Source organism: Alteromonas sp. ABH4_454, from assembly GCF_056311775.1.
Genome location: NZ_CM149972.1, coordinates 2,452,417 through 2,473,702, shown reverse-complemented (window position 1 = coordinate 2,473,702; position 21,286 = coordinate 2,452,417). Strand labels below are relative to the sequence as shown.

Here is a 21,286-nt window from a genome sequence, read left to right as displayed (position 1 = left end):
GCAAAAATAGGATACGACAAAGGTTGTAATCTTTGTGAAGGAGAAATAAATGGTGCGTCTACCCTGATTCGAACAGCCACCCTATAATTTTATTTATTAAAACAATTATTTAATACAACAATAAAAATACTACTATCTATGTTACTATAAGAAAAAACTACCTTGACATAAAATTACTTACGACAATCTCGCTGTGAGTATATAAATCTGCATCTGAACAAAATTGTTCAAATTTCTCTTTCATAAAAAGACAAAAAGCGAAGTAGACTTACGCAGGAATTGCTAATTATCACACCACTTTTTTAAGCCAAATAGTATACGTACATGTACTACTAGCTATTGGTGGCGCCTCATAAATTTAAGCTCCCTATTTAAATCTCCGACTAAAGTTCATCGTTCGTGCCCCTTACGCTTTGTCCACTTCCCCACTAATGAGACAGTGCTGAATTAGAGTTTTCTAGTTTTTCTCGGTAAGCTGCCGGAGGCAGGTCACCCAGACTTTCATGTGTTCTTTCTTCGTTATAATCCAGTCGCCAGAACCAAGCCATGTCTCTTACCTGATTGAGATTTTCAAACAAGTAAGCATCAAGGAACTCTTTGCGGAATGAACCGTTAAAGCGCTCCACGAAGCCATTTTGCTGCGGTTTACCTGGCTGGATATATACCAGTTCAATATTACTGGTTTCACACCAATCAGTTAGGGTCGCCGAAATTAGCTCTGGACCATTATCCATACGTAGCTGAGTTGGTAATCCTCGCTCAGACTTAAGCTGTTCTAACACGCGTACGACACGCCCAGCGGGCAAAGACGTATCGACTTCAATAGCGAGGCACTCTCGCGTCCCTTCATCCACTACATTTAGTGTTCTGAACCTTTTACCGCAATATAACGTGTCATGCATAAAGTGCAGTTTGCCTGATCCAGCACTTCTAATGGCTGGGCTATTCGTTTGGGCAGTACCCGTTTAGTTCTGCGCCTCAGATTCAATCCCATTTGGCAGTAAACGCGATAGACGCGCTTGTGATTAAAGGGGAAGCCTTTGAACCGCATTCGGCCAAAACACTTCCAGAAGCCTGCTCGTGGCGACTTCTCCAAAACCACATTGATAGCATCAATGACAGCAGCATCTACCTTGCGCCAGTCTCTCTCTGGACGATAAAAGGTCGCACGGCCCATACCAACAAACAGACAGGCCTTTACGATACTTAGTCCCGCATCAACTAGGATGTTGACGCATTCTCGCTTCTCTGCTGTCACCAACCCTTTTTTGCGACAAGCTCCTTAATGGCATTATTTTCTAAGCTTACATCGGCAAACATCTTTTTGAACTTGGCATTTTCTTCTTCAAGCTCTTTCAGTCGTTCGACGTCAGATGCTTCCATGCCGCCGTACTTGGATTTCCAATTGTAATATGTTGCACTGCTGATACCATGTTGACGGCAGACCTCCTCAACCTTCATACCAGCATCAACTTCTTTTAACACCCCGATGATCTGAGATTCTGTGTAGCGTGATTTTTTCATAGTCGTCTCCAGCATTAATAATTACAGAAAACTCCAATTAAGTCTGTCTCAGTTTAGGGGAAGTGGACAAAGGCGTAAGTAGAGCAAGAGCAAAAAAGGTATTAAAAGAGCATACAGGAAATAAATTGTCTGAGGGGCATCGGTGGTCTAAACAAAAGGGAGAGAAAAACCAACGCATTTTCAAACGATTACTCTAGCCCTTCCCCCTGCAAGAGAGATATTTACGCAATAAGTGGTGTTTGTTTCTCTGGTTTAATTAGCTTTTTGGGCGTTTTGGAGGTATTGGTTGTTTTAGTTAGTGTTATAAAGAAAAATGGCTACAATGACTGATTCAGTTTTCCTCTGGCTAGATAAAACTACCCATCGAAAATATACCGCTCACTTTTTCACTTTATAAATTAAACCGACCAAAACAACCAAAAGTATAAACAGGTGGAACACCCTATGCACTTATTGTTCTAAATAAGCAGCCGTTCTCAAGTTCCTTTTTAAGCCATTATCTCTTTACAAGCCTCACATTCATTGGCACTGGGTCGCTTGCCTGAATGCCAGATTTACCACCTTGAGGCCCAAAAGATACTCTTGTGTAAGTGATAATACCATCGAAGTTATCGTAAACAGTTGAAGTTCTATAGCCGTCTATAGGACTGTAATAAATAGTCCCAGAGAATATTGGTGTATATATGGAAGCCCCTTGGTCTATACTTTCACACTGCTCATCCTTATCAGTTAAGAAAAATTTGGGCATAGCTGATTTGCAATGAACCAAAGTAATCAATTCTGATTCAGTTGGTAACCGAAATTCAGGAGCATAGGCACTGATGTAAGACTCTGTCTCTCTACGAGTTAGTCTCGCTGGATCATTTAAACACGTGTTTTGACCCTCATCGAATACCTGCCCAATCGCACACTTCATCCAGACTAAGCTTGTTAAGTGGTCTAATACAGTATCACCCTGATCAGTATATCGTGGTGCCACCGTAACTAAGTCAGTATGCCCAGCCTCTCGCGCACCTTGCTTTGCAACGACTACAACTCTATATAGCGGAGATAAGTCGCTTGGCGTAAAAGAGATAGGTGAAGATACATCGAGAAACCTAGTAGAGTTTTCATATACTGAATAGTTTACGAAGTTTAACTCTAAGTCTGAAGCCACATAAACATCGTAAGAGTCAGCACTATCATCACTGCTCCACGTAATTAATATTTCTCTATCTTGGGCTACCGCTTGTACATTTTGAGGGGCATTTAATATAGATTGCGATACTTGGGACGAACCTTCAGAACCTCCACCACCACATCCAGTCAAAATAAGCGCTAAAAATGAGGTAGAAAAAAATTTGGGTACAAAATTCAACCTAGTCATGAACTTCCTTTTACTGACATTTAATCTGTAGCGGAGGATAGCATATCAAAAAAGTTTTGGCTAAACAGAGATGTACAAGCGCCCTACCTCCGAAAAACGCAGACAAACAGCAAAATTATTAATGTATTTCTTATTAACTCAGTACGCTAGCAAAAACCGTCAATTGAATATAGCAGGGTGCTTACTATGAATCGAATCCATTTTTTTATGTATCTTCGAGAATGTATCCCAGTGTTGATATTTACGTTTCAAATAGGCACCAAAACCAAAATAATCAACTTTACGTGATAGCCTAAGATAACTATCTAAATCTCTTTCAGTCTCTGTTTTAGACTGCGTTTTATAATCGAGTCGATGACACTCTCTACTGCCTACTAGCTTAGACACTATATAGAGTTGCTTCCTTTTATTGCCGCACAAATCACACATCAAATACATACGAGTCCCACCAAAATAAACAGGTTGATGATGTAGTTTAATCGAGTGTCTGTATTCTTTTTTCTGGCATGTATAATAGACTTCCAATTTATCTTTCTTACTAGATACACACTAACCAATAGACCACAAATATCGACCATTCAATGACCCTGTAGACTTCCCTTCCCTGCCTCCTGTCATTAAGCCACTTTTTGTTAGTCCGGTGAGGTCAATTTTTACCGCATCTTCTACATATCGTCGAGTCTTAATATTCATTGAAAACCTTAGTAATTTGCTTGGCTTTTATTATTCAGCAAGGCACTAACTAATTAATAAATACAGTCAACAGGTACAGGTGTTGAGAATACCCAAAGATAGTACTCTTTAAATGGAACAGGAGGCACATGAAATGAAACTACAGAAAAAATTAGAACAAGCAGAAGTTTTGATAGAGGCACCGATAAAATTGAATGATGAGGAAAGCGAGAGCAGTTTATTAACGAATTATGATGTGACTATTATGTTGAAACTGATTAAAGAAATAATGGAAAGCGTACAGACCGACCTAGCCAAGAAGAAACAATTAATGTTTGCATATGGTTTGCAGGTGGGAGTTTTGGATTAATAAGTTAGCGTATATTAACTTAAAAAGTCTTTATAGATGGTGCGTCTACCCTGATTCGAACAGGGGACCTCTACCATGTCAAGGTAGCGCTCTAACCAACTGAGCTATAGACGCATTTAGAAATTTTGTTGCACCTGTGAGGTGGGCGATTGCCAGACAACGGCGCGTATAATACTTAGCATAGGCGCCACCTGCAAGAAAAACTTATCAAAAGAAGGTTCAAGTGACTAATTTGACAGCAATTAGCCATTTAGTTAAAGAATTGCATTTCCTTTATATCATTTTAAAAGGAAGTGGCTTGATAGCGTCAACTAAGGTCCCGTCGTTTACAGCACGCATAAAGTATTCACCCAACCTGTCGGTTTCCTTTAGCACCGTTTGCCAGTATTTAATGCGCGTGTCAGCATCGAGCACTTCAAAGTCTTTCCTGTCTGGAATTTTGCTGTAAGGCAAATTTGCTACAAAAGACGCTGAAGGAACTAACATCACTACATTATCGTAGCTTGAACTATGGGGCACCCTGCCCTTTAAGCCCTTATCAAACCATCCTGGGATAGGCTTATCGTAAAAATGCGGGTACAGCACTAATCCGTCGTCAGGTCCAAATGACAAATCGAAATGGTAGTCGATAATACCGCCATCGCGATACATACCTACAGGTGCACCTTCTATTTCCGGTACACCTTCAATCACAATGGGAATAGAACCCGATGCAAGTAACGCAGAGTGTATATTCCCCTGTGTTAGATCATGGTACTTAGTAGGAAACTGGTAAGGGTCGTTAATGGCAAAGTCCGTATTCGGGGTAGAAAAGACATAACGTGTGTATAAGCGCGACAAATTTTTGCGATTAACTGTGTTAGCCGCTGCGCTCATAGCTAAGCCCGAAAGCTGCCTGAATTTACTTTCAAAACGGGTAGCCCCTAAACACTTAGCAACAATAAGGTGGGCTTTGAAGCGAGAATTAGACAGCACCTCTTGCTTGCCCGCGTCGTTTACCATTTCTTTCAACAAGTCTTCGGCTTTTGCGGTGATTTCTCTCGGTGTTGGTTTTTCGCTGTATGTCGTTGTCGAGTAAGATGTCGCTAGCCGGTTTATGGCTGCCAGCGGGTCGTCTTGAACAGCGCAAATTGCTCGGAACGCCCCCGCAGATGAACCTATAACATGTATTTGATGGTTAACATTGGCAAACCATTCGGGAAATATTACGCGGTCCAGGCCCGCCAGCGAAAACCATTTAGGGCCGCCAGAAGCCCCTAAAAAATAGCTGAACAACTCTGGCGTAAACCCGTTTTTCATTATGGTTTCACGTGCTTTTTTACCTGCGTATATATCTAGGGGGGCCACTCAATTTCCTTGCTAAGTTTTTAGATGAAGCTCTTATATAAGCTCTAATACAAGCGCTGACTAATAGCGATTGCTGAATATTTATAGGGCAAAAAGCCATGAATAATAGACGCCACTGCTGCGCCATTTGATTAGTTCAGAGGAATTTAACAGTTAAAGGGGTAAAAGTAATCTTTATGGCGTGTAACACACGTCTGTTCAGACCAGAGCCATCAAGGATTTCACCCGAATTTTAAGGCCTGAGCGCATCTATCACTTTTAGAAATATTTGGTACTCAGCGTCAGTGATATTTTCTAATCGCCTATTTTGCCAGCGGATGATTCTCGGTAACAAGGTTTGGTAAATTTGCACACCTTTTATAGACAGCGAAATAAAGGTGGCGCGTTTGTCATCTTCACAGGAGCGTTTATGGATAGCGTCTCGTTTCGCCAGTCGCTCTAGCGCTCGTGAAACTTGAACCTTATCAAGACGCGTTGCCATAGCGAGTTCCTTTGCTGTCAGCGAAGCCCCTGGCGCACTATCATTCGTAGCTCCTAACGTGGCTAGGATACGCCACTCTGGGACAGTGAGATTAAAGTCAGCATATTCTTTTGCGAGCGACTCACTTAAACCACTTGCTAACATGGCTACCTTGTAGGCCAGCATGTCTTCTAGCTTCATGTGCTATTTCCTTTTATAAAAGAAAGCCAGTTAACGCCTATTACTAAAGGTGTAAAGCTAGCGTACCAACACCTGCTTTACCCTTAACCCGCCAACTGTCTGCCTATTATTGATTTACATTTCATTTACCTCTAGCCTAAAACATATAGTTTCATTTGTAACTACTTTACTATTGATTCGGGAACAGGATCCAACACTGAGCCCGCCTATTGGAGGGTATATGGAAAACTTGTCTTATTTAACGGGCTTTAACAATGAGCACGAGACTGAAGCGCTGCCAGGCGCACTTCCTAAAGGCCAGTTCAGCCCACAGAAAGTGAACTATAAGCTTTATGCTGAACAGTTTAGCAGTACTGCATTTACTGCTCCTAGGGCTGAGAATCGCCGCAGCTGGACGTATCGTCTGCGCCCATCTATCGCAATGGGGGACTTTGTAAGAATTGATAATGGCTTGGTAAGAACTGCGCCAGAAACTGACGTGCATTGCCCACCTAATGTATTGAGATGGAGTCCAATACCGCTCCCTGAACAAGCCATTGATTTTGTAGATTCGCTCATCACCATTGCCACTAACGGAGACGCTAAGGCGCTGGTAGGTATGGGCATTCATTGCTACAGCGCCAACGCAAATATGCAAAACCGTGTTTTCTATTCATCTGATGGTGAAATGCTTATTGTTCCTCAACTTGGCAACATGCTCATTACCACCGAATTTGGCAAGCTCAATTTGTCGGTGGGTGAAATTGCGGTTATACCTCGTGGTGTTCGTTTCGCTGTTAACCCTACTAATGGCCCGATTCGCGGGTATGTTTGCGAAAACTACGGCCACCCTTTTGTATTGCCTGAACGCGGCCCGGTTGGCGCAAATGGCTATGCTAACCAACGAGACTTTTGTTACCCCACGGCTTGGTTTGAAGATAACGATACGCCTCATACCATGATCAACAAGTTCTGCGGTAATCTATTTGAAGCCCAACTTGATCATTCGCCCTTTGATGTGGTGGCTTGGGTAGGTAACTCTGCACCTTACAAATACGATCTTTCTCGTTTCAACGTAATGAATACCGTGAGTTTCGATCATCCTGATCCGTCTATTTTCACCGTACTTACCTCACCGTCTGAGCTAGAGGGTACAGCGAACGTAGACTTTGTCATTTTTCCACCAAGGTGGATGGTAGCGGAAAATACCTTTCGCCCACCGTATTACCACAGAAACATCATGAGTGAATTTATGGGGCTTATTGAGGGTACGTACGATGCAAAAGAACACGGCTTCGTGCCTGGCGGTATGAGTCTCCACAACTGCATGACCCCTCATGGACCTGAAGCGGAAGTTTTTGAAAAAGCATCTAACGCTGATTTAGCCCCCCAGCGCTACGAAAACACATTGGCATTTATGTTTGAGTCTCGTTATGCCATTGCACCGACGGAATTTGCTTTGAATAATGACATTCGCCAACGGGACTATTTGGCGTGCTGGAAAGGTCTTAAGAAATATTACGATGGGCAGAAGTAGGCGCGCGACTCCCCCTGATGCTTACAAGTATTAAAAGGTTTACTCGTTTTGCTACCTGTATCAATTTATGAACACAGGGATCAGCCGTAAAACTTGTTATATAAATAATAATTTCAATAGGTTAGAGCGTGTCTATTTACTCTAACCTAAGGTTACAGCCACAGGTGAAAACTAAACGTTACAGCCTCGCTTTCCATTCGCAAAAAGGTCATACACGCTACCTATTGCTTGCTTTTTCACTGCAGCTTTACAATCGAGCAACAATTATAAAGTATGATTTACGTTGAGGATGTATTGCTATGGCTGATTTGTTTGAAAACCCAATTGGTTTGGATGGGTTTGAATTTCTAGAGTTCACTGCGCCAGAAAAAGGCATACTAGAGCCTATCTTTGAAGCGATGGGCTTTACCCTTGTCGCACGCCACAAATCAAAAGACGTCGAGCTATGGCGTCAGGGCGACATCAACCTACTGAGTAACTACGAAAAAGACTGTCATGCAGGCTACTATGCTGAAGAGCACGGTCCGTCAGCATGTGGCATGGCTTTTCGCGTTAAAGATTCCCAGCACGCTTATAAAGAAGTACTTACTCGCGGTGCACAGCCTATGGACACACACACAGGCCCTATGGAATTGAAACTACCCGCAATTAAAGGTATTGGTGGCGCTATGCTGTACCTTATTGACCGTTATGAAGGCGAGAACACCATTTACGATATCGACTTCAACTGGATTGAAGGGGTAGATCGCCATCCTGAAGGATGTGGATTCCACACCCTAGACCACCTTACCCATAATGTGTATCGCGGTCGCATGGATTTCTGGGCAGGATTTTACGAAAAGCTATTTAATTTTAGAGAAATTCGCTACTTCGACATTAAAGGTGAATATACCGGCCTACTGTCAAAAGCCATGACAGCGCCAGACGGTAAAATTCGTATACCGCTCAACGAAGAAGCAGTTGGCGGTGGCGGCCAAATTGAAGAATTCTTAATGAAGTATAACGGTGAAGGTATTCAGCATATTGCTTTCGCTTGTGACGACCTAGTGGCGTGCTTAGATAAGCTAAAAGCAAGAGGCATGAAATTTATGACGCCTCCGCCCAATACCTATTATGAGATGCTGGAAGAGCGCTTGCCTGGTCACGGTGAAAACGTTGACGAACTTCAAAAGCGCGGTATTTTGCTTGATGGTACTACCGAGAATGGTGAACCCCGCTTGTTACTTCAAATTTTCTCTGAAACCGTATTTGGCCCAGTGTTCTTTGAATTTATTCAGCGCAAGCAGGATGAAGGTTTTGGAGAAGGTAACTTTAAAGCCCTGTTTGAATCTATTGAACGAGACCAAGTTAACCGTGGTGTGCTAAACAAGTAGCCTCGACACAAAAAAGTAACCCCGGGCGTATTTAGCAAGCGAGCCCGTAACGCTAAGCAAGTATTCCCTTCGCGCTAGGCGAGCTAAATCGCTTAGTAGGCTGTCGAAAAAAGCAGCGAGTAGCTCTACACGCTGCTTTTTAATTTTTCGATTTTAGAGCGCGATTTCTAATCGTAGTGATTATTTAATCCCTGCTTAGCTTTGTCCTTTTTCATAAAGCGCACATGCTGCACCACTTGGGTCAGTAATTACACAAAAGCTGTCTTTGCCATGGTGGCGTATGTCACCCACCTGCTTTCCGCCCTTTTCAATAACCGCATTTAACGCTGACTCGAGGTTTTCCATCGTGAAATAGTTAATCCACCCGCCTGGGTACTGCGCATTAACACCTTGCTTATGACAAATACCGCCTACTGGCGTACCGTCAGGCTTCAACATGACGTAATCGTTGTAGCCTCCCATATCAATGGGTTCTTTCTTCCACCCCATCACTGCTTCATAAAAGCTGACGAGTTCATCTGCATTTTCTACAGTAATATCGCACCATGAAGAATCTGACATTGTTTTTTCTCTTTTGTTAGAGTTAGGAATAAGGTCAATCGCTTTCGTAAAAGCTTAGGCTAAACGTGCAATAAAACTGTTTTGCTATAGCTGTTTTGTTATAACTGAATCATGCTTTTGCTGTGCTTTGACCCGACGTTTGTTCCTACTTTTGCCTCAAGCCTTAACCCAAATCTTGTTCTTGTACTTTGGAGAAAACCCTCCACCTTGGTTCTGACTTTAGTACTTTCCGAATTATTTGTTAAATAAAAGATCGATTTAACTTACTCACGGTTTTAAACAAAAGTTTTTAAGCGGTAGATCCCTGGTAAGTCGCCGCTTATTACTGTTCTAAATTTTTTAAAAAAGTGACGCTTGTCAAGCTAAGAAATTGCAAAATCATCAAACATTTTTTATTTTAGTTGTAGACATGACCTGTGGAAAATGCTTGTAAAATAGAGAATGTTATCCACTGAACATTGTTTGTACAGTTTATTTAATTATTTAATATCAGCAACTTACAATAAGACCCCAAACTACTCAACAAACTTATCCACAGATTAAGTGGATAACACGTAGCACTTAATCACAGTTAGTGGTTTAATGTGAATATCTTCGAAGTTATCTTTTTTCCGATTTTTTCATGCCAAAACAAACACTGCTAGTTAGAGAATCTTTGTTTACAATTCATAGCCTGGATCCAGAAAGTGATATCCCAGCCTCTGTACTCAATAGCCCGCTCTTTTTTCTGGGTAAAACAGAAGATGAATTGTCTATCGTTGTGCCAGACTCTATCCATGTTCCATCCCTTGATAGCGATGAAGGTTGGCGTGCACTCGAGACTGCTAGGGCCTTTGCATTTGTCTATGGTAGGGATCATGGCACAAATAGGCGAAGTATTAGCATCGGCTAAGGTGGCAATTTTCGTTGTCTCAACCTTTGATACTGATTTCTTTTTAGTAAAAGATAACAAACTAAAAGATGCTATTAGCGCCCTCAAAGGCGCGGGTTATACAGTAAGTCAGGACATTTAAAACCGTGAACGCTAAGCAATTGCAGTGCCCGCCAGACAGTTATACCAAGCAATTCGTCATCTTAAGTCCATTTTCGGGGCAGGTAGTATCACTTTGCGATATTGACGACCCTTTTTATAAAAATGGGCTTATGGGGCCAGGCGCCGCCATAAGTTCTAATTCAAATTCCGTGATTTCGCCTTTCGCTGGCAAAGTTTTAAGCGTTTCGCCGCTAGATTATGCTATCGATATACAGTCTACCGCTGGTCTTAAATGCAAAATTAAATACGGCGGTGATACAACCCATCTACATGGCGCACAATTTGTCTGCGCGTTGAAGCGCGGCGATCAAATTAAACCCAACCAGGTACTTTTTACTGTAAATGCCGCATGGCTGAAACAACGTGGTGTAAGCAACACGTGTGCGCTAACCTTGCTTAATGCCCAAGCGCTTATCGGTGTGCTGTCCACCCACCAAAAATTTGTAGAAGCCGGTGAAGATACACTTTTAACACTCTACTTATAGCTTTACCCTTTGCCAAAACATAGGTTTTCACCTCCAAAAACCATCGCCAGTGAGTTTAACAACGTATCAACTGCTTGTATGATGTAGCAAATAAGAAAAGTCGAAAGCTGAAATCCTGCTGGTGCGCAAGACGCGCTTAGCGTTTTTCTTTTTATGCACTGGCATAAATACTGGACTTCATGGCACGCTGGCAACTGTGTCTTCTTCAAATAAACAACAAAGTAGTACGGAATAAATCACCATGAGCACAATCCTTTATGGGATCCCAAACTGTGACACCATTAAAAAAGCGAAAAAATGGTTAGCAGATAACGATATCCCGTTCACCTTTCACGATTACCGTAAAGACGGTATCGACAACGATTTCCTTGTACGCGCTGAGTCTGAGCTTGGCTGGGAAACCATGTTAAACAAACGTGGAACAACCTATCGCCAGCTAGAAGAGCAAGAAAAAGCAAGCTTAGATAAAGACAAAGCGCTCGCTCTGCTAGAGCTACATCCCGCTATGGTTAAACGCCCTATTCTTTATCACGATAATGCTTTTTACATTGGTTTTAAGCCTGCACAGTATGAGGAAATATTTTGTTAAACGACTCTGTTATCGAAATTGCTAAGCAACTCATAAACCGCCGCTCAATAACGCCAGAAGATGCGGGCTGCCAAGAGGCCATGGGCGAGTTTCTAAGCGCTCTGGGGTTTGACAATGAAACTATGGTGTTTGAAGACACCACTAACCTTTGGTCTCGCCGAGGTAAAGAAGGCCCCGTATTTTGTTTTGCTGGCCATACCGATGTGGTACCAAGCGGCCCAGAGTCAGCGTGGAAAACACCACCATTTACGGCGACAGAAGTTGATGGCTATTTGCACGGGCGCGGCGCTGCCGACATGAAAGGCAGCCTTGCCGCTATGCTAGTCGCCACCCGTGAATTTGTGAACAAGTATCCAGACCACAAGGGAAGCATTGCTTACCTTATCACGAGCGACGAAGAAGGCCCGTTTATTAACGGTACTACACGAGTAATCGACACCCTAGAAGCGCGAAACGAAAAGATTGACTGGTGTATTGTTGGTGAACCCTCTTCAACAGACGAAGTGGGTGATATTGTTAAAAATGGCCGTAGAGGCTCATTAACGGGTGATTTAGTTGTAAAGGGCGTGCAAGGTCATGTTGCCTACCCTCATCTAGCTAACAACCCTGTACACAGCGCCATGGCAGCGCTTGATGAATTAGCAAAATCACATTGGGATAACGGTAACGACTTCTTCCCACCCACCAGCTTTCAGATTTCAAATATTCACGCAGGTACAGGTGCAGGTAATGTAATACCTGGCGAACTTCACGTTTGCTTCAACTTCCGTTTTTCAACAGAAGTAACTGACCAACTTCTTATTGAACGTGTCACCGCTATTTTAGACGCCCACGATTTTGAGTACGAGATAAACTGGACCTTTAATGGACAACCATTTTTGACCGATACAGGCGCGCTATTAGAGGCAACCCAAGGTGCGATTGCTGCAGTTAAAGGTACACCTACGGTACTCTCTACTGCTGGCGGCACATCTGATGGCCGCTTTATTGCACCTACGGGGGCACAAGTTATTGAGCTAGGCCCGGTTAACGCCACTATTCACAAAATTGACGAGTGCGTAAAAATGGCTGACCTAGAGCAACTTGCCGATATGTATTTCGGTATTTTAGAACGCTTGCTGGCAAAATAGCTTTTTTGTCTTATATGAATCAGATACCGCAACAAGCATGGCTGGGCCAGCACAACGACTACCTTGTTGATGCTGGCAATGGCCATAGGCTTCATCAAGACGTCATTTCGCCCTTTCTTGCTATGCAAGATGCTGCGCACAATGACGGTATAGACTTACAGTTAGTCAGTAGCTTTCGCGATTTTGATAGGCAAGCTGCCATTTTTAACCGCAAGTGGACGGGACAGGCGCAGCTTCTTGACGTTAACGGCACAGAACTTCCTTTCGAAACGCTAAGTGACGATGAAAAACTCCATGCTATTTTGACCTGGTCTGCGCTACCTGGCGGCAGTCGTCATCATTGGGGTACCGATGTTGACGTTTATGACAGAGCTGCTGTGCACAATTGGGACGGCAACTTTAACCTTGTAGAAAGCGAATATCTTAGTGGCGGCCCCTGCCATAATCTTTCCTGTTGGCTAGCTGATAATATGGAACAGTTCGGTTTCTACCGTCCTTTCTCTGTTAATAGTGGTGGTGTGGCCGTTGAGCCTTGGCATTTGAGCTTTAAAAGCACGGCCAGTACCTTTGAAAGTGCCAGAAACCTAGACGGTTTTACACAAGCCATTGAACAAAGCGATATAGAAGGTAAATCGTGTATTTTGCCGCAGCTGCCTAACTTGTATAATCGCTACGTTTTGAACAAAGGGCGCTAGCCTACGGAATTTTTATGAGTACTACCTGGGTCATCATCGTTATTGTTTTGGTATTAGGCGTAGTTATTGGAAATATTACGTTACTTAAATACAGCGCTAAGTTTAAATTTCCTACCCCCTCTAAGCCTTTTGATGATGATGACGAAGACGGTGACGAGTACGGCAATCCAAACAAAGCTTCTGACCGCAGTCATGCCGAGACTGAAACGGCCAGCGACCATGCTTCGTTGACACAAGCACATAATGATAGTGGCGATAACGAAAAGAAACCCGAGAAATAGCAACGCAATATAAACGCATTACCGATAGTCGCGCTTAAAGCGAGCACCTGATCCAATTCTTTTTAGTTAGGTGCTTTCAGTCACTATGTGCATCTAAGTATGCCGTTTAGGCTAGCTACTAGCACAGACCGCTCACTATCTTTCCATCACATAAATACACTCTAAGAGGTTCTAGACGTGTCTAATAAACAATCCTTACTTAGCAATATCGGCGTACAAGTTGTCATTGCTATGATCATTGGTACTGCCGTTGGTGCCTTTATGGGTGAAAGCGCCGAAATGTTCGCACCTTTGGGAGCTATTTTTATCAACCTGATAAAAATGCTGGTTATTCCACTGGTCGCTGTGGCGCTTATCTCAGGTGCAGCGGGGCTAGGTAACAGCACCAACGCGGGAAAAGTGGGGCTATCTACCCTAGCCTATTTTGGTTTAACCTCTGCTCTAGCTGTAGGGCTTGCGCTAATAATGGGAGAAGTGTTTAAGCCTGGTATTGGTATTGATGTATCATCGGTGCAAGGCATGTTCTCTGGTGAATACGCTTCTAAAGGTGAACTTCCCTCCTTTTGGGCAACCGTGACAGGCATGATCCCAACTAATGTGTTTGCATCATTAACTAACGCTAACATTCTACAAGTTTTGGTGTTTTGCTTATTCTTCGGTCTTGCCCTTTCCAAACAGCCGAAAAAGAACCGTGAGCCTATTTTAAATGGAGTAAACACCATTGTTGATGCCATGGTGTGGATGATTAACTGCGTAATGAAAATTGCCCCTATCGGCGTTTTCGGCTTAATGGCAGAGGCTGTAGGCACATTCGGTTTTGCCGCGCTTATGGTGGTGTTCAAACTTTTCTTAGTGTTTACTGCTGCTATTTTAGTGTTTGGTTTTGTGGTCTACCCCCTACTGGTTCAACTATTTACAAAAACATCGGCTAAGTCTTTTCTTGTTGCGATGAAAAAGCCGCAAGCAGTGGCGCTATCAACTGCTTCATCTATGGCAACGCTACCAGTTACTATGAATACTGTTGAAAACGAGCTAGGTGTAAGAAATGCAACGGCGTCGTTTGTACTGCCTTTAGGTGCTACCATTAATATGAGCGGAAACGCTATTTATTACGGCCTAGTCGCGGTGTTTTTTGCACAGCTTTTCAATATCGATTTATCCATGGGCGCCTATGTCGCTATTATCCTGACTTCTACCCTTGGGGCTGTTGGTCAAGCAGGAGTACCTGGCCCGTCATTCTTGGTCGTTGCCGTGTTACTTGCTGCAGGCATTCCTATTGAGGGCTTACCCTTATTGTTTGCCCTCGACAGAATTTTTGACATGATCCGCACCGCGCTAAACATTACCGGTGATGCGGCTTGTGCCGTTATTATTGATGAAATTGCTATTGATAAAACTAACGCTGACGATAGTGCTATTGATAAAGCTGACATTAATGATAATGCTGGCTATGCAACTTTCAAAGAGAAGATGGACACAGATAAGAGCTAGATACATGTGCACTCTATTGGTAGTGAAACTGCCAAGATAGAAATGAGTTTTATAGCAAAAGAAAAAGGTGGTCACTTAATAGGTGACCACCTTTTTTTAGTTACGCTATGAATTAATAGATAATATTACTGTGACTGTTTAGCGCCTTTGTTTTTCACATACTTTTCAAGCCACTGGTCTTGTTCCCAAAGGGTGTGCAATACACTTTCTTTCGCACGGTATCCATGACTTTCCTTTGGCAACATAACTAGTCGCGTCACTGCGCCTAAGCCTTTCAAAGCGTTAAAATAACGCTCACTTTGCATAGGATACGTACCCGAATTATTGTCTGCTTCACCATGTATTAGTAAAAGTGGCGTCTTCATTTTCTCAGCGTGCATAAATGGCGACATAGTGTAATACACGTCTGGCGCATCCCAGTAATGGCGTTCTTCCGACTGAAAACCAAACGGGGTCAGTGTACGATTGTAGGCACCAGAACGGGCAATACCGGCAGCAAATAAGTCCGAATGGGACAACAGGTTTGCTACCATGAAGGCACCATAGCTATGCCCGCCTACCGCGACGCGCTCGGGGTCAATAAGCCCTTTTTCGTCTAGCGCATCAATTGCTGCCTTTGCGTTGGCAACTAGCTGAGGCCTAAAGGTGTCGTTAGGCTCTTCGTCCCCCTCCCCTACAATAGGGAAAGAAGCATCGTCTAGCACCACATAGCCTTTGGTTACCCAATAGATAGGCGAACCGTACCATGGATAGATAAAACGATTAGGGTTTTGTGTGTTTTGACCTGCGCTAGATTTATCCTTAAATTCTTCTGGGTAAGCCCATAGGATCATCGGGTAGCGTTTGCCTTCTTCGTAATCTGTTGGCAAATATAAGGTACCTGTTAAATCTAAACCGTCGTTACGCTTGTACGTAATCACCTCTTTCTTAACGTTTTGAATGCTTTCGAAAGGGTTTTCAAAGTGGGTTAACTGAGTCAGCGTGCTATCTTTTAAGCTACGGAAATAGTAGTTCGGATAATCTCGCTTAGACTCAATTCTTACCAACAAGCGGTCATTTTTCATATTGAAATCGCGCAAGTCTTCAAATTTATCAGTGTACTCACTTGAATACACCCGCGATGTTTCAAGAGTTCTAAGATTTAATTTATCTAAGAATGGAAACTGCCCTTCAGGCGTAAAACCATCTCCAAGCAAAAACGCATTATCTCCTTCTAGCGCAAGCACGTCTTTGAAGTACTCATTTTTGCGAGTAACAAAATTGCCCGGATCACTGTATTTATCCTGGTAGCTTCGGTTTGAGATAATCTTCGCAGGTTTATTTTGGTCAGGACTAAACAGATACGTTTTAAGGTTGCGGGTATTCCACCAATAATCCATCGCTATCGCGACACTGTCGTCGCTCCAAATAAAGCGATAAAACCTGTCCTCTGTTTTAAGGATTTGCTCAGCTTCGCCACTAAATGGTGCTTCAAGCTGCATTAGCTTGTCACGGTGCGTGACTTCTGTGTCAGGGTCTCCTCCGTCTAGCGCTTCAGCATATACGATTGTATTCGGTTTATCGTTGCGCCACTGTACGTCGCGAGGCCCGGTACGAACAGCCATGAAACCTTGTGGTAAGTCTTCAATAAGGGGAACGTCGACAAGTGTTTTAGCCAGAGTTCCATTTTTATTATACAAGCTGATAGTGTGGGGAAAACGGCGGTAGGTCACTAAATAAGAAAACGGCGTGTTGTACTCCTGCACCATCACATAGTCGCCGGCCGGAGAAACGCTAATATCGCCATACATTCCTGACGCTAACCACGGCGAAGGCTTCCCTTTTAAAGGCACTTTATAAACTTCAGAACGGGCTAATTGCTCAAAATTGAACTCGTCGTTCTTGTTTTTCAGCAAGTCTTGATATGTGCGGTTTTGTGCTTTTTTACCGTCGCTCACTGAGATCGTTGGGCCAGTCGGCACTGCTACGCTGGTGTCGATTAAATCTTTTCTATCTGTGGGTACTACTTTTACCAAAAGTGAAAGGCTATCTGCATTCCAATTTAAGGTATCCCCCATGTTCGCATTTATGGGTTTATCAAACAGCTGTCTCGCTGCAGCCGCTTTGATATCAAGCACCCACAACTCAACACCTTTACTTGTGGTGTGAGTGAACGCCATATAGCGCTGATTCGGTGACCAAGAAAAGTTAGTTAGACGCGGTGTTTCAGGCATGCCTTCGACCGTAACGCTGTCCTTGCTGCCGACTCGCTGAACCTCTAATTTATTATAGTAAGTGACGCGACTTCCAATGTTGGTGGCAGGGTCAATTCTCAGGCCTGCTAAGCGAAGCTCTTCTTTAGATAAGTCTTCTATCGACTTATAGTTATCGCGAAACAACAGCACCATATTCTTCTGTGCATCATCTACGAGAGTCGCTGGTGCAAGCGTAACATCCACTAAATCTAGAATTTCTTTAGACGGTTTTTGATACTGAAGACCATCCTGCGCAAATAGCTGACAGGAGCATGCGGCAAATAGGACAAACATCCATTTTCTTAGCATTCCATTTCCTTAATTAGGTTTATTTTGAGGGTAAAAAACAAAAAAAGCGAGACATTGCCACCGTAGATAAACAACGGGCTCAAGTCTCGCTTCAATTGATTGATAAGCGCATACGTTAAAATATACACTTTTCTGTATTTATACTGGCGTCGTTTTTACTGCAGTACCGCTAATGCTCACCATTAGCATGCTGCCTTTGTCACCAATGACTTGATAGTCTAGGTCTATACCAACCACCGCATTCGCGCCCATACTTCTTGCTTCATGTTCTAGTTCGGTAAACGCGAGTTTTCGCGCAGTGGTAAGCTCTTCTTCATAAGACCCCGAACGCCCGCCCACGATATCGCGAATAGACGCGAAGAGATCTTTGAACACATTTGCGCCCATTACGGCCTCGCCCACGACAATACCGTAATAGGCTTCAATTTTGTGACCTTCCAAGGTTGGGGTAGTTGAAACAATCATGCGTAACTCCTTTTAATGTGAACTGTTAATTTACCGCTATTTAGGCATACCCGCCTAACCGTTGTCTTTAAACCATTGCTTGATGGTCTCAACAAGTGCTTGCGCTTCACTGGTGTCATAGGCCACTGTAGGCTGATTACCCCATACAGGTTTTGGCCAAGCACAGTCGTTTTCAAAACGCGCGACGTGGTGCACATGAAGCTGTCTTACCACGTTACCTAATGCGGCTACATTTAGTTTTAACGGTGAAAATATGGCCTGCATCGCTTTTGAAGCCCGCGCAGATTCTCTTAGCAAGACCACCTGCTCATCTTCTGATAAGTCGATAATTTCCGCGATATCATTTTTCATCGGCACCAGTATCAGCCACGGAAATTGACTGTCGTTCATTAACAGTACACGACACAGCGAAAGATCACAGACAAAAAATGTATCATTGTGTAAACGGCTATCGAGTTTAAACATCTAGTTTATCCAGCGTGGTAGGCACTACGGTTAATAAGGCACGTTGCCCAATGGCAACCTTTGCATTAGGAAATACAATGGCTTCACCGTCTTGCTCAGCTACGTATTCTTTGTTTGGTTCAGACGCCAATACGGTGCCTTTAGGGTAGTCAGTGAAGTTTGGTGTATCGTCGTCGAAATGAAGTGTAAACGCTTCGTCTTGGCGATTTATTACTTGGTTCACGCGGTAGATATCAAGGTCGTCCATATTTACCGAAGGAGCAAAGTCTTGTTCAGTTATAAGCTGCGTAAGTGCGGTTTTAGCATCCGCAAATCGGCTCATATCGTTCTGCCCAAACGGGCGTACTTTTCCAAGTTCAACGGTAAACGCATGAGCGTTATATTGATAAGAAGAGAAATAGCTAAACGTGGTGGTTGAACTTTCAGAAAGTAGAATGGTTTTTACCCCACACGCCGCAAGGAACGCTAGTTGCCCTTTGCTATGAACTCTGTCGTGAAGATAAGGATATACCGCAAATTTTTCATTTTTCGAAGCGCGAATTGCCGTGTGCAGGTCGTAGTGATAACGGGTGCCTTCAGCTGCTTCAAAGAAAGACGCCACCGCCTCTTCTAGCTGCTTAGCACGCACACGTTCAGCGTTCACTAAACCCTCGCCAGTTGAGTGCGCCCCGCTAAACAAGCGGTTCATGTTCTCTTCGACAAAGCGCTCAGCAATATCCATGGCCGGTAAATTACCGAATAAGAACAGTACATCGTGCGCTAACGTCATTGCCCCTGTAAGGATGCCTTTAACTAATTCATCACAAATTTCGATAGGTGCAGTTTCATTACCGTGAACACCACAGGACAAAACAATGCGTCTACTTGGCGTAGAGGTAGGCTGTACGGAAAAACTAATGATGCCAGGCGCAGTGATACTAACGTCAGTGCCGTTGGCTAGCGTAAATTGATGAACGCGTTCGAATAACTCGGGTTGACGGCGAGAAAGTGTTAAAAATTGGCCGTTTTCGATAAGTTCTTGCATAAGTGTGAGCTTTGTTGACTTTGTCTAATCTCGAATAACTTAAGTGTACCGAGACAGTCTATCAAAATCACCTTATCTCAAGGTTTTATTGCGCTAGGCTGTAACTAATAAATAACGCTTTTCTGCACTAGTCGCGATATTCTACAAGACTACGCAGTTTCTTTAGTACTAAGGGGGTAGCAATACTTAACCTAATTAGGCGCCCAAAAATAAAAAACTAGAAACAAAGACGCAATAAAGTACAAAGCTACTGAGGTTAATTACGATTGGCTAGCGGTGGTAGTGGCTAGGCTTGGGCCCTTCTTGGCGAACTACCGACAATGATTTCTTGCTGAATAAGTTGCACGAATTCAGTAAAAGGTATAGCACGCGAGAATAAATACCCCTGACCTTGAGAGACCCCGACCTCTCGAAGAATGTGAAGCTGCTCAACAGTTTCAATGCCCTCAGCAACCACACAACAATTCTTGGCTTGGCCTATTACTTTTGCCGCCTCAATAATCGCCCTATTAACCGGATGTGCTTCTAATTCCATCACGAAGGATTTATCTATTTTCAGGGCATCGATATCTAGGTCGCGAATATAAGCAAGGTTGGAATATCCCTTGCCGAAGTCATCTACTGATATAGCCACACCCAGACTTCTTAGCTCATCTAGCTGTCTTTTCACCATTAAGGAATTAGATAGCGCAACGTCTTCGGTGAGTTCTAATTCAATGAGAGATAGCGGCAAACCATAGGTATCACTTAACATTTTCAGTGTAGGTATTAACTGATTGTCATAAAGCTGAGTAGGTGAAATGTTTACCGACAGAACAATCGGCATCCGCAGTACATCCAGTTCAGCGAGTGCTCTAAATGCTTGCTCCAATGTCCAGTAACCCAGCTCATTCATCATATTGTATGACTCTGCGGCTTCGATTAATGGCCCAGGAAACAACACACCGTCAAGAGGATGGTTCCAACGCAACAGGCACTCAGCCCCCACTACTTCAAGGGTATTTAGGTCTACCTTGGGTTGATAGTAAAGCTCAAGTTCATTCTGGGACAGTGCGCGTTTTAGGTCAGCTTTTAGCGCTAAACTTCTGCCCGTATCAGATTTATCTGACTTGGTCAGTGCGAAGTAGTTTTCGTACTTATTCTCTTTGGCCTGCTTTAATGCTGATTCTGCCCGAGATACAAACGCGGTAATATCAAACTTGTCGTTTTCGCCACATACCACGCCTACATTAAAGTCAGCGATAAATGCCGTACCTTCATAATGCATGGGCGTTTTAAAATGCTCGACAAGACGTTCGAACATTTGTCGCATCACCGCTTCCCTATTTTCGTTGGGAAAAACGATTCCAAATACATCGCCGCTAATTCGGCCAATAAGCACTTGCTGACCAAAAAGGCGTTGAATACGGTTGGCAATTTCTAGCAAGAAGCGGTCGCCGACGTGAATGCCTAGACTCGTTGTTACATCTGAGAAACGCACAACATCAACTAGCATCAAAGATACAGACGTGCTTTGAGAAGCTTGTTTTAAAACGCTATCGATAAACGCATAGCGATTGGGAATGGTTGCCAGTGATGTATGTTGGCTCATGATGTTTTCCTTGAGCTTTACGCTTCTAGGTACTAAAAACAACTACTTATATAAGACCATGCCGATACAAATGGCGCAACGGCACGTGAGTATGATTTTGCATA

Annotated in this window: 19 protein-coding genes, 1 tRNA gene and 2 pseudogenes; 10 read left to right on the top strand and 12 right to left on the bottom strand. The window is 43.4% G+C overall.

What is annotated here, in order from left to right; genetic code table 11:
• Positions 1 to 428 precede the first annotated feature (428 nt).
• The 3 genes and pseudogenes from ACYX4W_RS10865 to ACYX4W_RS10855 form a co-directional block, all read right to left on the bottom strand.
• Positions 429 to 1,524 (bottom strand): annotated as a pseudogene (locus ACYX4W_RS10865) (IS3 family transposase).
• 496 nt (positions 1,525 to 2,020) lie between these two features.
• On the bottom strand, positions 2,021 to 2,890 hold the full coding sequence (locus ACYX4W_RS10860) for an Lcl C-terminal domain-containing protein (protein ID WP_476073185.1): 870 nt from the start codon (positions 2,888 to 2,890) through the stop codon (positions 2,021 to 2,023).
• A gap of 549 nt (positions 2,891 to 3,439) precedes the next feature.
• The gene (locus ACYX4W_RS10855) at positions 3,440 to 3,583 is read right to left on the bottom strand and encodes a hypothetical protein (protein ID WP_476073184.1); all 144 of its coding nucleotides are present in this window, start codon (positions 3,581 to 3,583) and stop codon (positions 3,440 to 3,442) included.
• A gap of 133 nt (positions 3,584 to 3,716) precedes the next feature.
• Between ACYX4W_RS10855 and ACYX4W_RS10850 the strand changes: the two genes are divergently transcribed.
• The gene (locus tag ACYX4W_RS10850) at positions 3,717 to 3,932 is read left to right on the top strand and encodes a hypothetical protein (protein ID WP_476073183.1); all 216 of its coding nucleotides are present in this window, start codon (positions 3,717 to 3,719) and stop codon (positions 3,930 to 3,932) included.
• Between the two features lie 37 nt (positions 3,933 to 3,969).
• On the opposite strand, the gene ACYX4W_RS10845 is transcribed toward ACYX4W_RS10850, so the two are convergent.
• The 3 genes from ACYX4W_RS10845 to ACYX4W_RS10835 form a co-directional block, all read right to left on the bottom strand.
• Positions 3,970 to 4,046, bottom strand: a tRNA-Val gene (locus ACYX4W_RS10845).
• 159 nt (positions 4,047 to 4,205) lie between these two features.
• Positions 4,206 to 5,279, bottom strand: coding sequence for a patatin-like phospholipase family protein (locus ACYX4W_RS10840; RefSeq protein ID WP_476073182.1), 1,074 nt, complete (start codon positions 5,277 to 5,279; stop codon positions 4,206 to 4,208).
• Positions 5,280 to 5,511: 232 nt separating this feature from the next.
• Positions 5,512 to 5,940: a MarR family winged helix-turn-helix transcriptional regulator gene (locus tag ACYX4W_RS10835; RefSeq protein WP_476073181.1), complete on the bottom strand. Its 429-nt coding sequence runs from the start codon at positions 5,938 to 5,940 to the stop codon at positions 5,512 to 5,514.
• 220 nt (positions 5,941 to 6,160) lie between these two features.
• Here ACYX4W_RS10835 and hmgA point away from each other — a divergent pair, with 220 nt between their 5' ends.
• Positions 6,161 to 7,456, top strand: a complete 1,296-nt coding sequence (gene hmgA, locus ACYX4W_RS10830; protein ID WP_476073180.1) for a homogentisate 1,2-dioxygenase — start codon at positions 6,161 to 6,163, stop codon at positions 7,454 to 7,456.
• 299 nt (positions 7,457 to 7,755) lie between these two features.
• Positions 7,756 to 8,829, top strand: coding sequence for a 4-hydroxyphenylpyruvate dioxygenase (gene hppD, locus ACYX4W_RS10825; protein WP_474807561.1), 1,074 nt, complete (start codon positions 7,756 to 7,758; stop codon positions 8,827 to 8,829).
• Between the two features lie 195 nt (positions 8,830 to 9,024).
• On the opposite strand, the gene ACYX4W_RS10820 is transcribed toward hppD, so the two are convergent.
• Complete coding sequence (locus ACYX4W_RS10820) at positions 9,025 to 9,390, bottom strand: VOC family protein (protein WP_476073179.1); 366 nt, start codon at positions 9,388 to 9,390, stop codon at positions 9,025 to 9,027.
• 622 nt (positions 9,391 to 10,012) lie between these two features.
• Here ACYX4W_RS10820 and ACYX4W_RS10815 point away from each other — a divergent pair.
• From ACYX4W_RS10815 to ACYX4W_RS10785, 7 genes and pseudogenes are all read left to right on the top strand, one after another.
• A pseudogene (locus ACYX4W_RS10815) lies at positions 10,013 to 10,403 on the top strand (ACT domain-containing protein).
• Between the two features lie 4 nt (positions 10,404 to 10,407).
• The gene (locus ACYX4W_RS10810) at positions 10,408 to 10,908 is read left to right on the top strand and encodes a PTS sugar transporter subunit IIA (RefSeq protein ID WP_476073178.1); all 501 of its coding nucleotides are present in this window, start codon (positions 10,408 to 10,410) and stop codon (positions 10,906 to 10,908) included.
• Between the two features lie 241 nt (positions 10,909 to 11,149).
• A complete protein-coding gene (locus ACYX4W_RS10805) occupies positions 11,150 to 11,497 on the top strand; it encodes an ArsC family reductase (protein WP_476073177.1) in 348 nt (115 codons plus the stop codon).
• Complete coding sequence (dapE, locus tag ACYX4W_RS10800) at positions 11,491 to 12,627, top strand: succinyl-diaminopimelate desuccinylase (RefSeq protein WP_476073176.1); 1,137 nt, start codon at positions 11,491 to 11,493, stop codon at positions 12,625 to 12,627. The genes ACYX4W_RS10805 and dapE overlap by 7 nt, the downstream gene beginning before the upstream one ends.
• 14 nt (positions 12,628 to 12,641) lie before the next feature.
• A complete protein-coding gene (locus ACYX4W_RS10795; RefSeq protein WP_476073175.1) occupies positions 12,642 to 13,322 on the top strand; it encodes a M15 family metallopeptidase in 681 nt (226 codons plus the stop codon).
• 14 nt (positions 13,323 to 13,336) lie between these two features.
• Positions 13,337 to 13,603: a DUF2897 family protein gene (locus ACYX4W_RS10790; RefSeq protein ID WP_476073174.1), complete on the top strand. Its 267-nt coding sequence runs from the start codon at positions 13,337 to 13,339 to the stop codon at positions 13,601 to 13,603.
• Between the two features lie 177 nt (positions 13,604 to 13,780).
• Positions 13,781 to 15,094 carry a dicarboxylate/amino acid:cation symporter gene (locus ACYX4W_RS10785; RefSeq protein ID WP_476073173.1) on the top strand — a complete coding sequence of 438 codons (1,314 nt, stop codon included), beginning with the start codon at positions 13,781 to 13,783 and terminating at the stop codon, positions 15,092 to 15,094.
• A 125-nt stretch (positions 15,095 to 15,219) separates the two neighbouring features.
• On the opposite strand, the gene ACYX4W_RS10780 is transcribed toward ACYX4W_RS10785, so the two are convergent.
• From ACYX4W_RS10780 to ACYX4W_RS10760, 5 genes are all read right to left on the bottom strand, one after another.
• Positions 15,220 to 17,637 carry an alpha/beta hydrolase family protein gene (locus ACYX4W_RS10780; RefSeq protein WP_476073172.1) on the bottom strand — a complete coding sequence of 806 codons (2,418 nt, stop codon included), beginning with the start codon at positions 17,635 to 17,637 and terminating at the stop codon, positions 15,220 to 15,222.
• A gap of 138 nt (positions 17,638 to 17,775) precedes the next feature.
• Positions 17,776 to 18,102: a heavy metal-binding domain-containing protein gene (locus tag ACYX4W_RS10775; protein ID WP_025254804.1), complete on the bottom strand. Its 327-nt coding sequence runs from the start codon at positions 18,100 to 18,102 to the stop codon at positions 17,776 to 17,778.
• A 54-nt stretch (positions 18,103 to 18,156) separates the two neighbouring features.
• Positions 18,157 to 18,567, bottom strand: coding sequence for an HIT domain-containing protein (locus ACYX4W_RS10770; protein WP_476054449.1), 411 nt, complete (start codon positions 18,565 to 18,567; stop codon positions 18,157 to 18,159).
• Positions 18,560 to 19,591: a succinylglutamate desuccinylase gene (gene astE, locus ACYX4W_RS10765; protein ID WP_476073171.1), complete on the bottom strand. Its 1,032-nt coding sequence runs from the start codon at positions 19,589 to 19,591 to the stop codon at positions 18,560 to 18,562. The genes ACYX4W_RS10770 and astE overlap by 8 nt, the downstream gene beginning before the upstream one ends.
• Before the next feature lie 286 nt (positions 19,592 to 19,877).
• Entirely contained in the window at positions 19,878 to 21,182 is a 1,305-nt protein-coding gene (locus ACYX4W_RS10760; protein ID WP_476073170.1) for a putative bifunctional diguanylate cyclase/phosphodiesterase, read from the bottom strand.
• Positions 21,183 to 21,286: the final 104 nt, after the last annotated feature.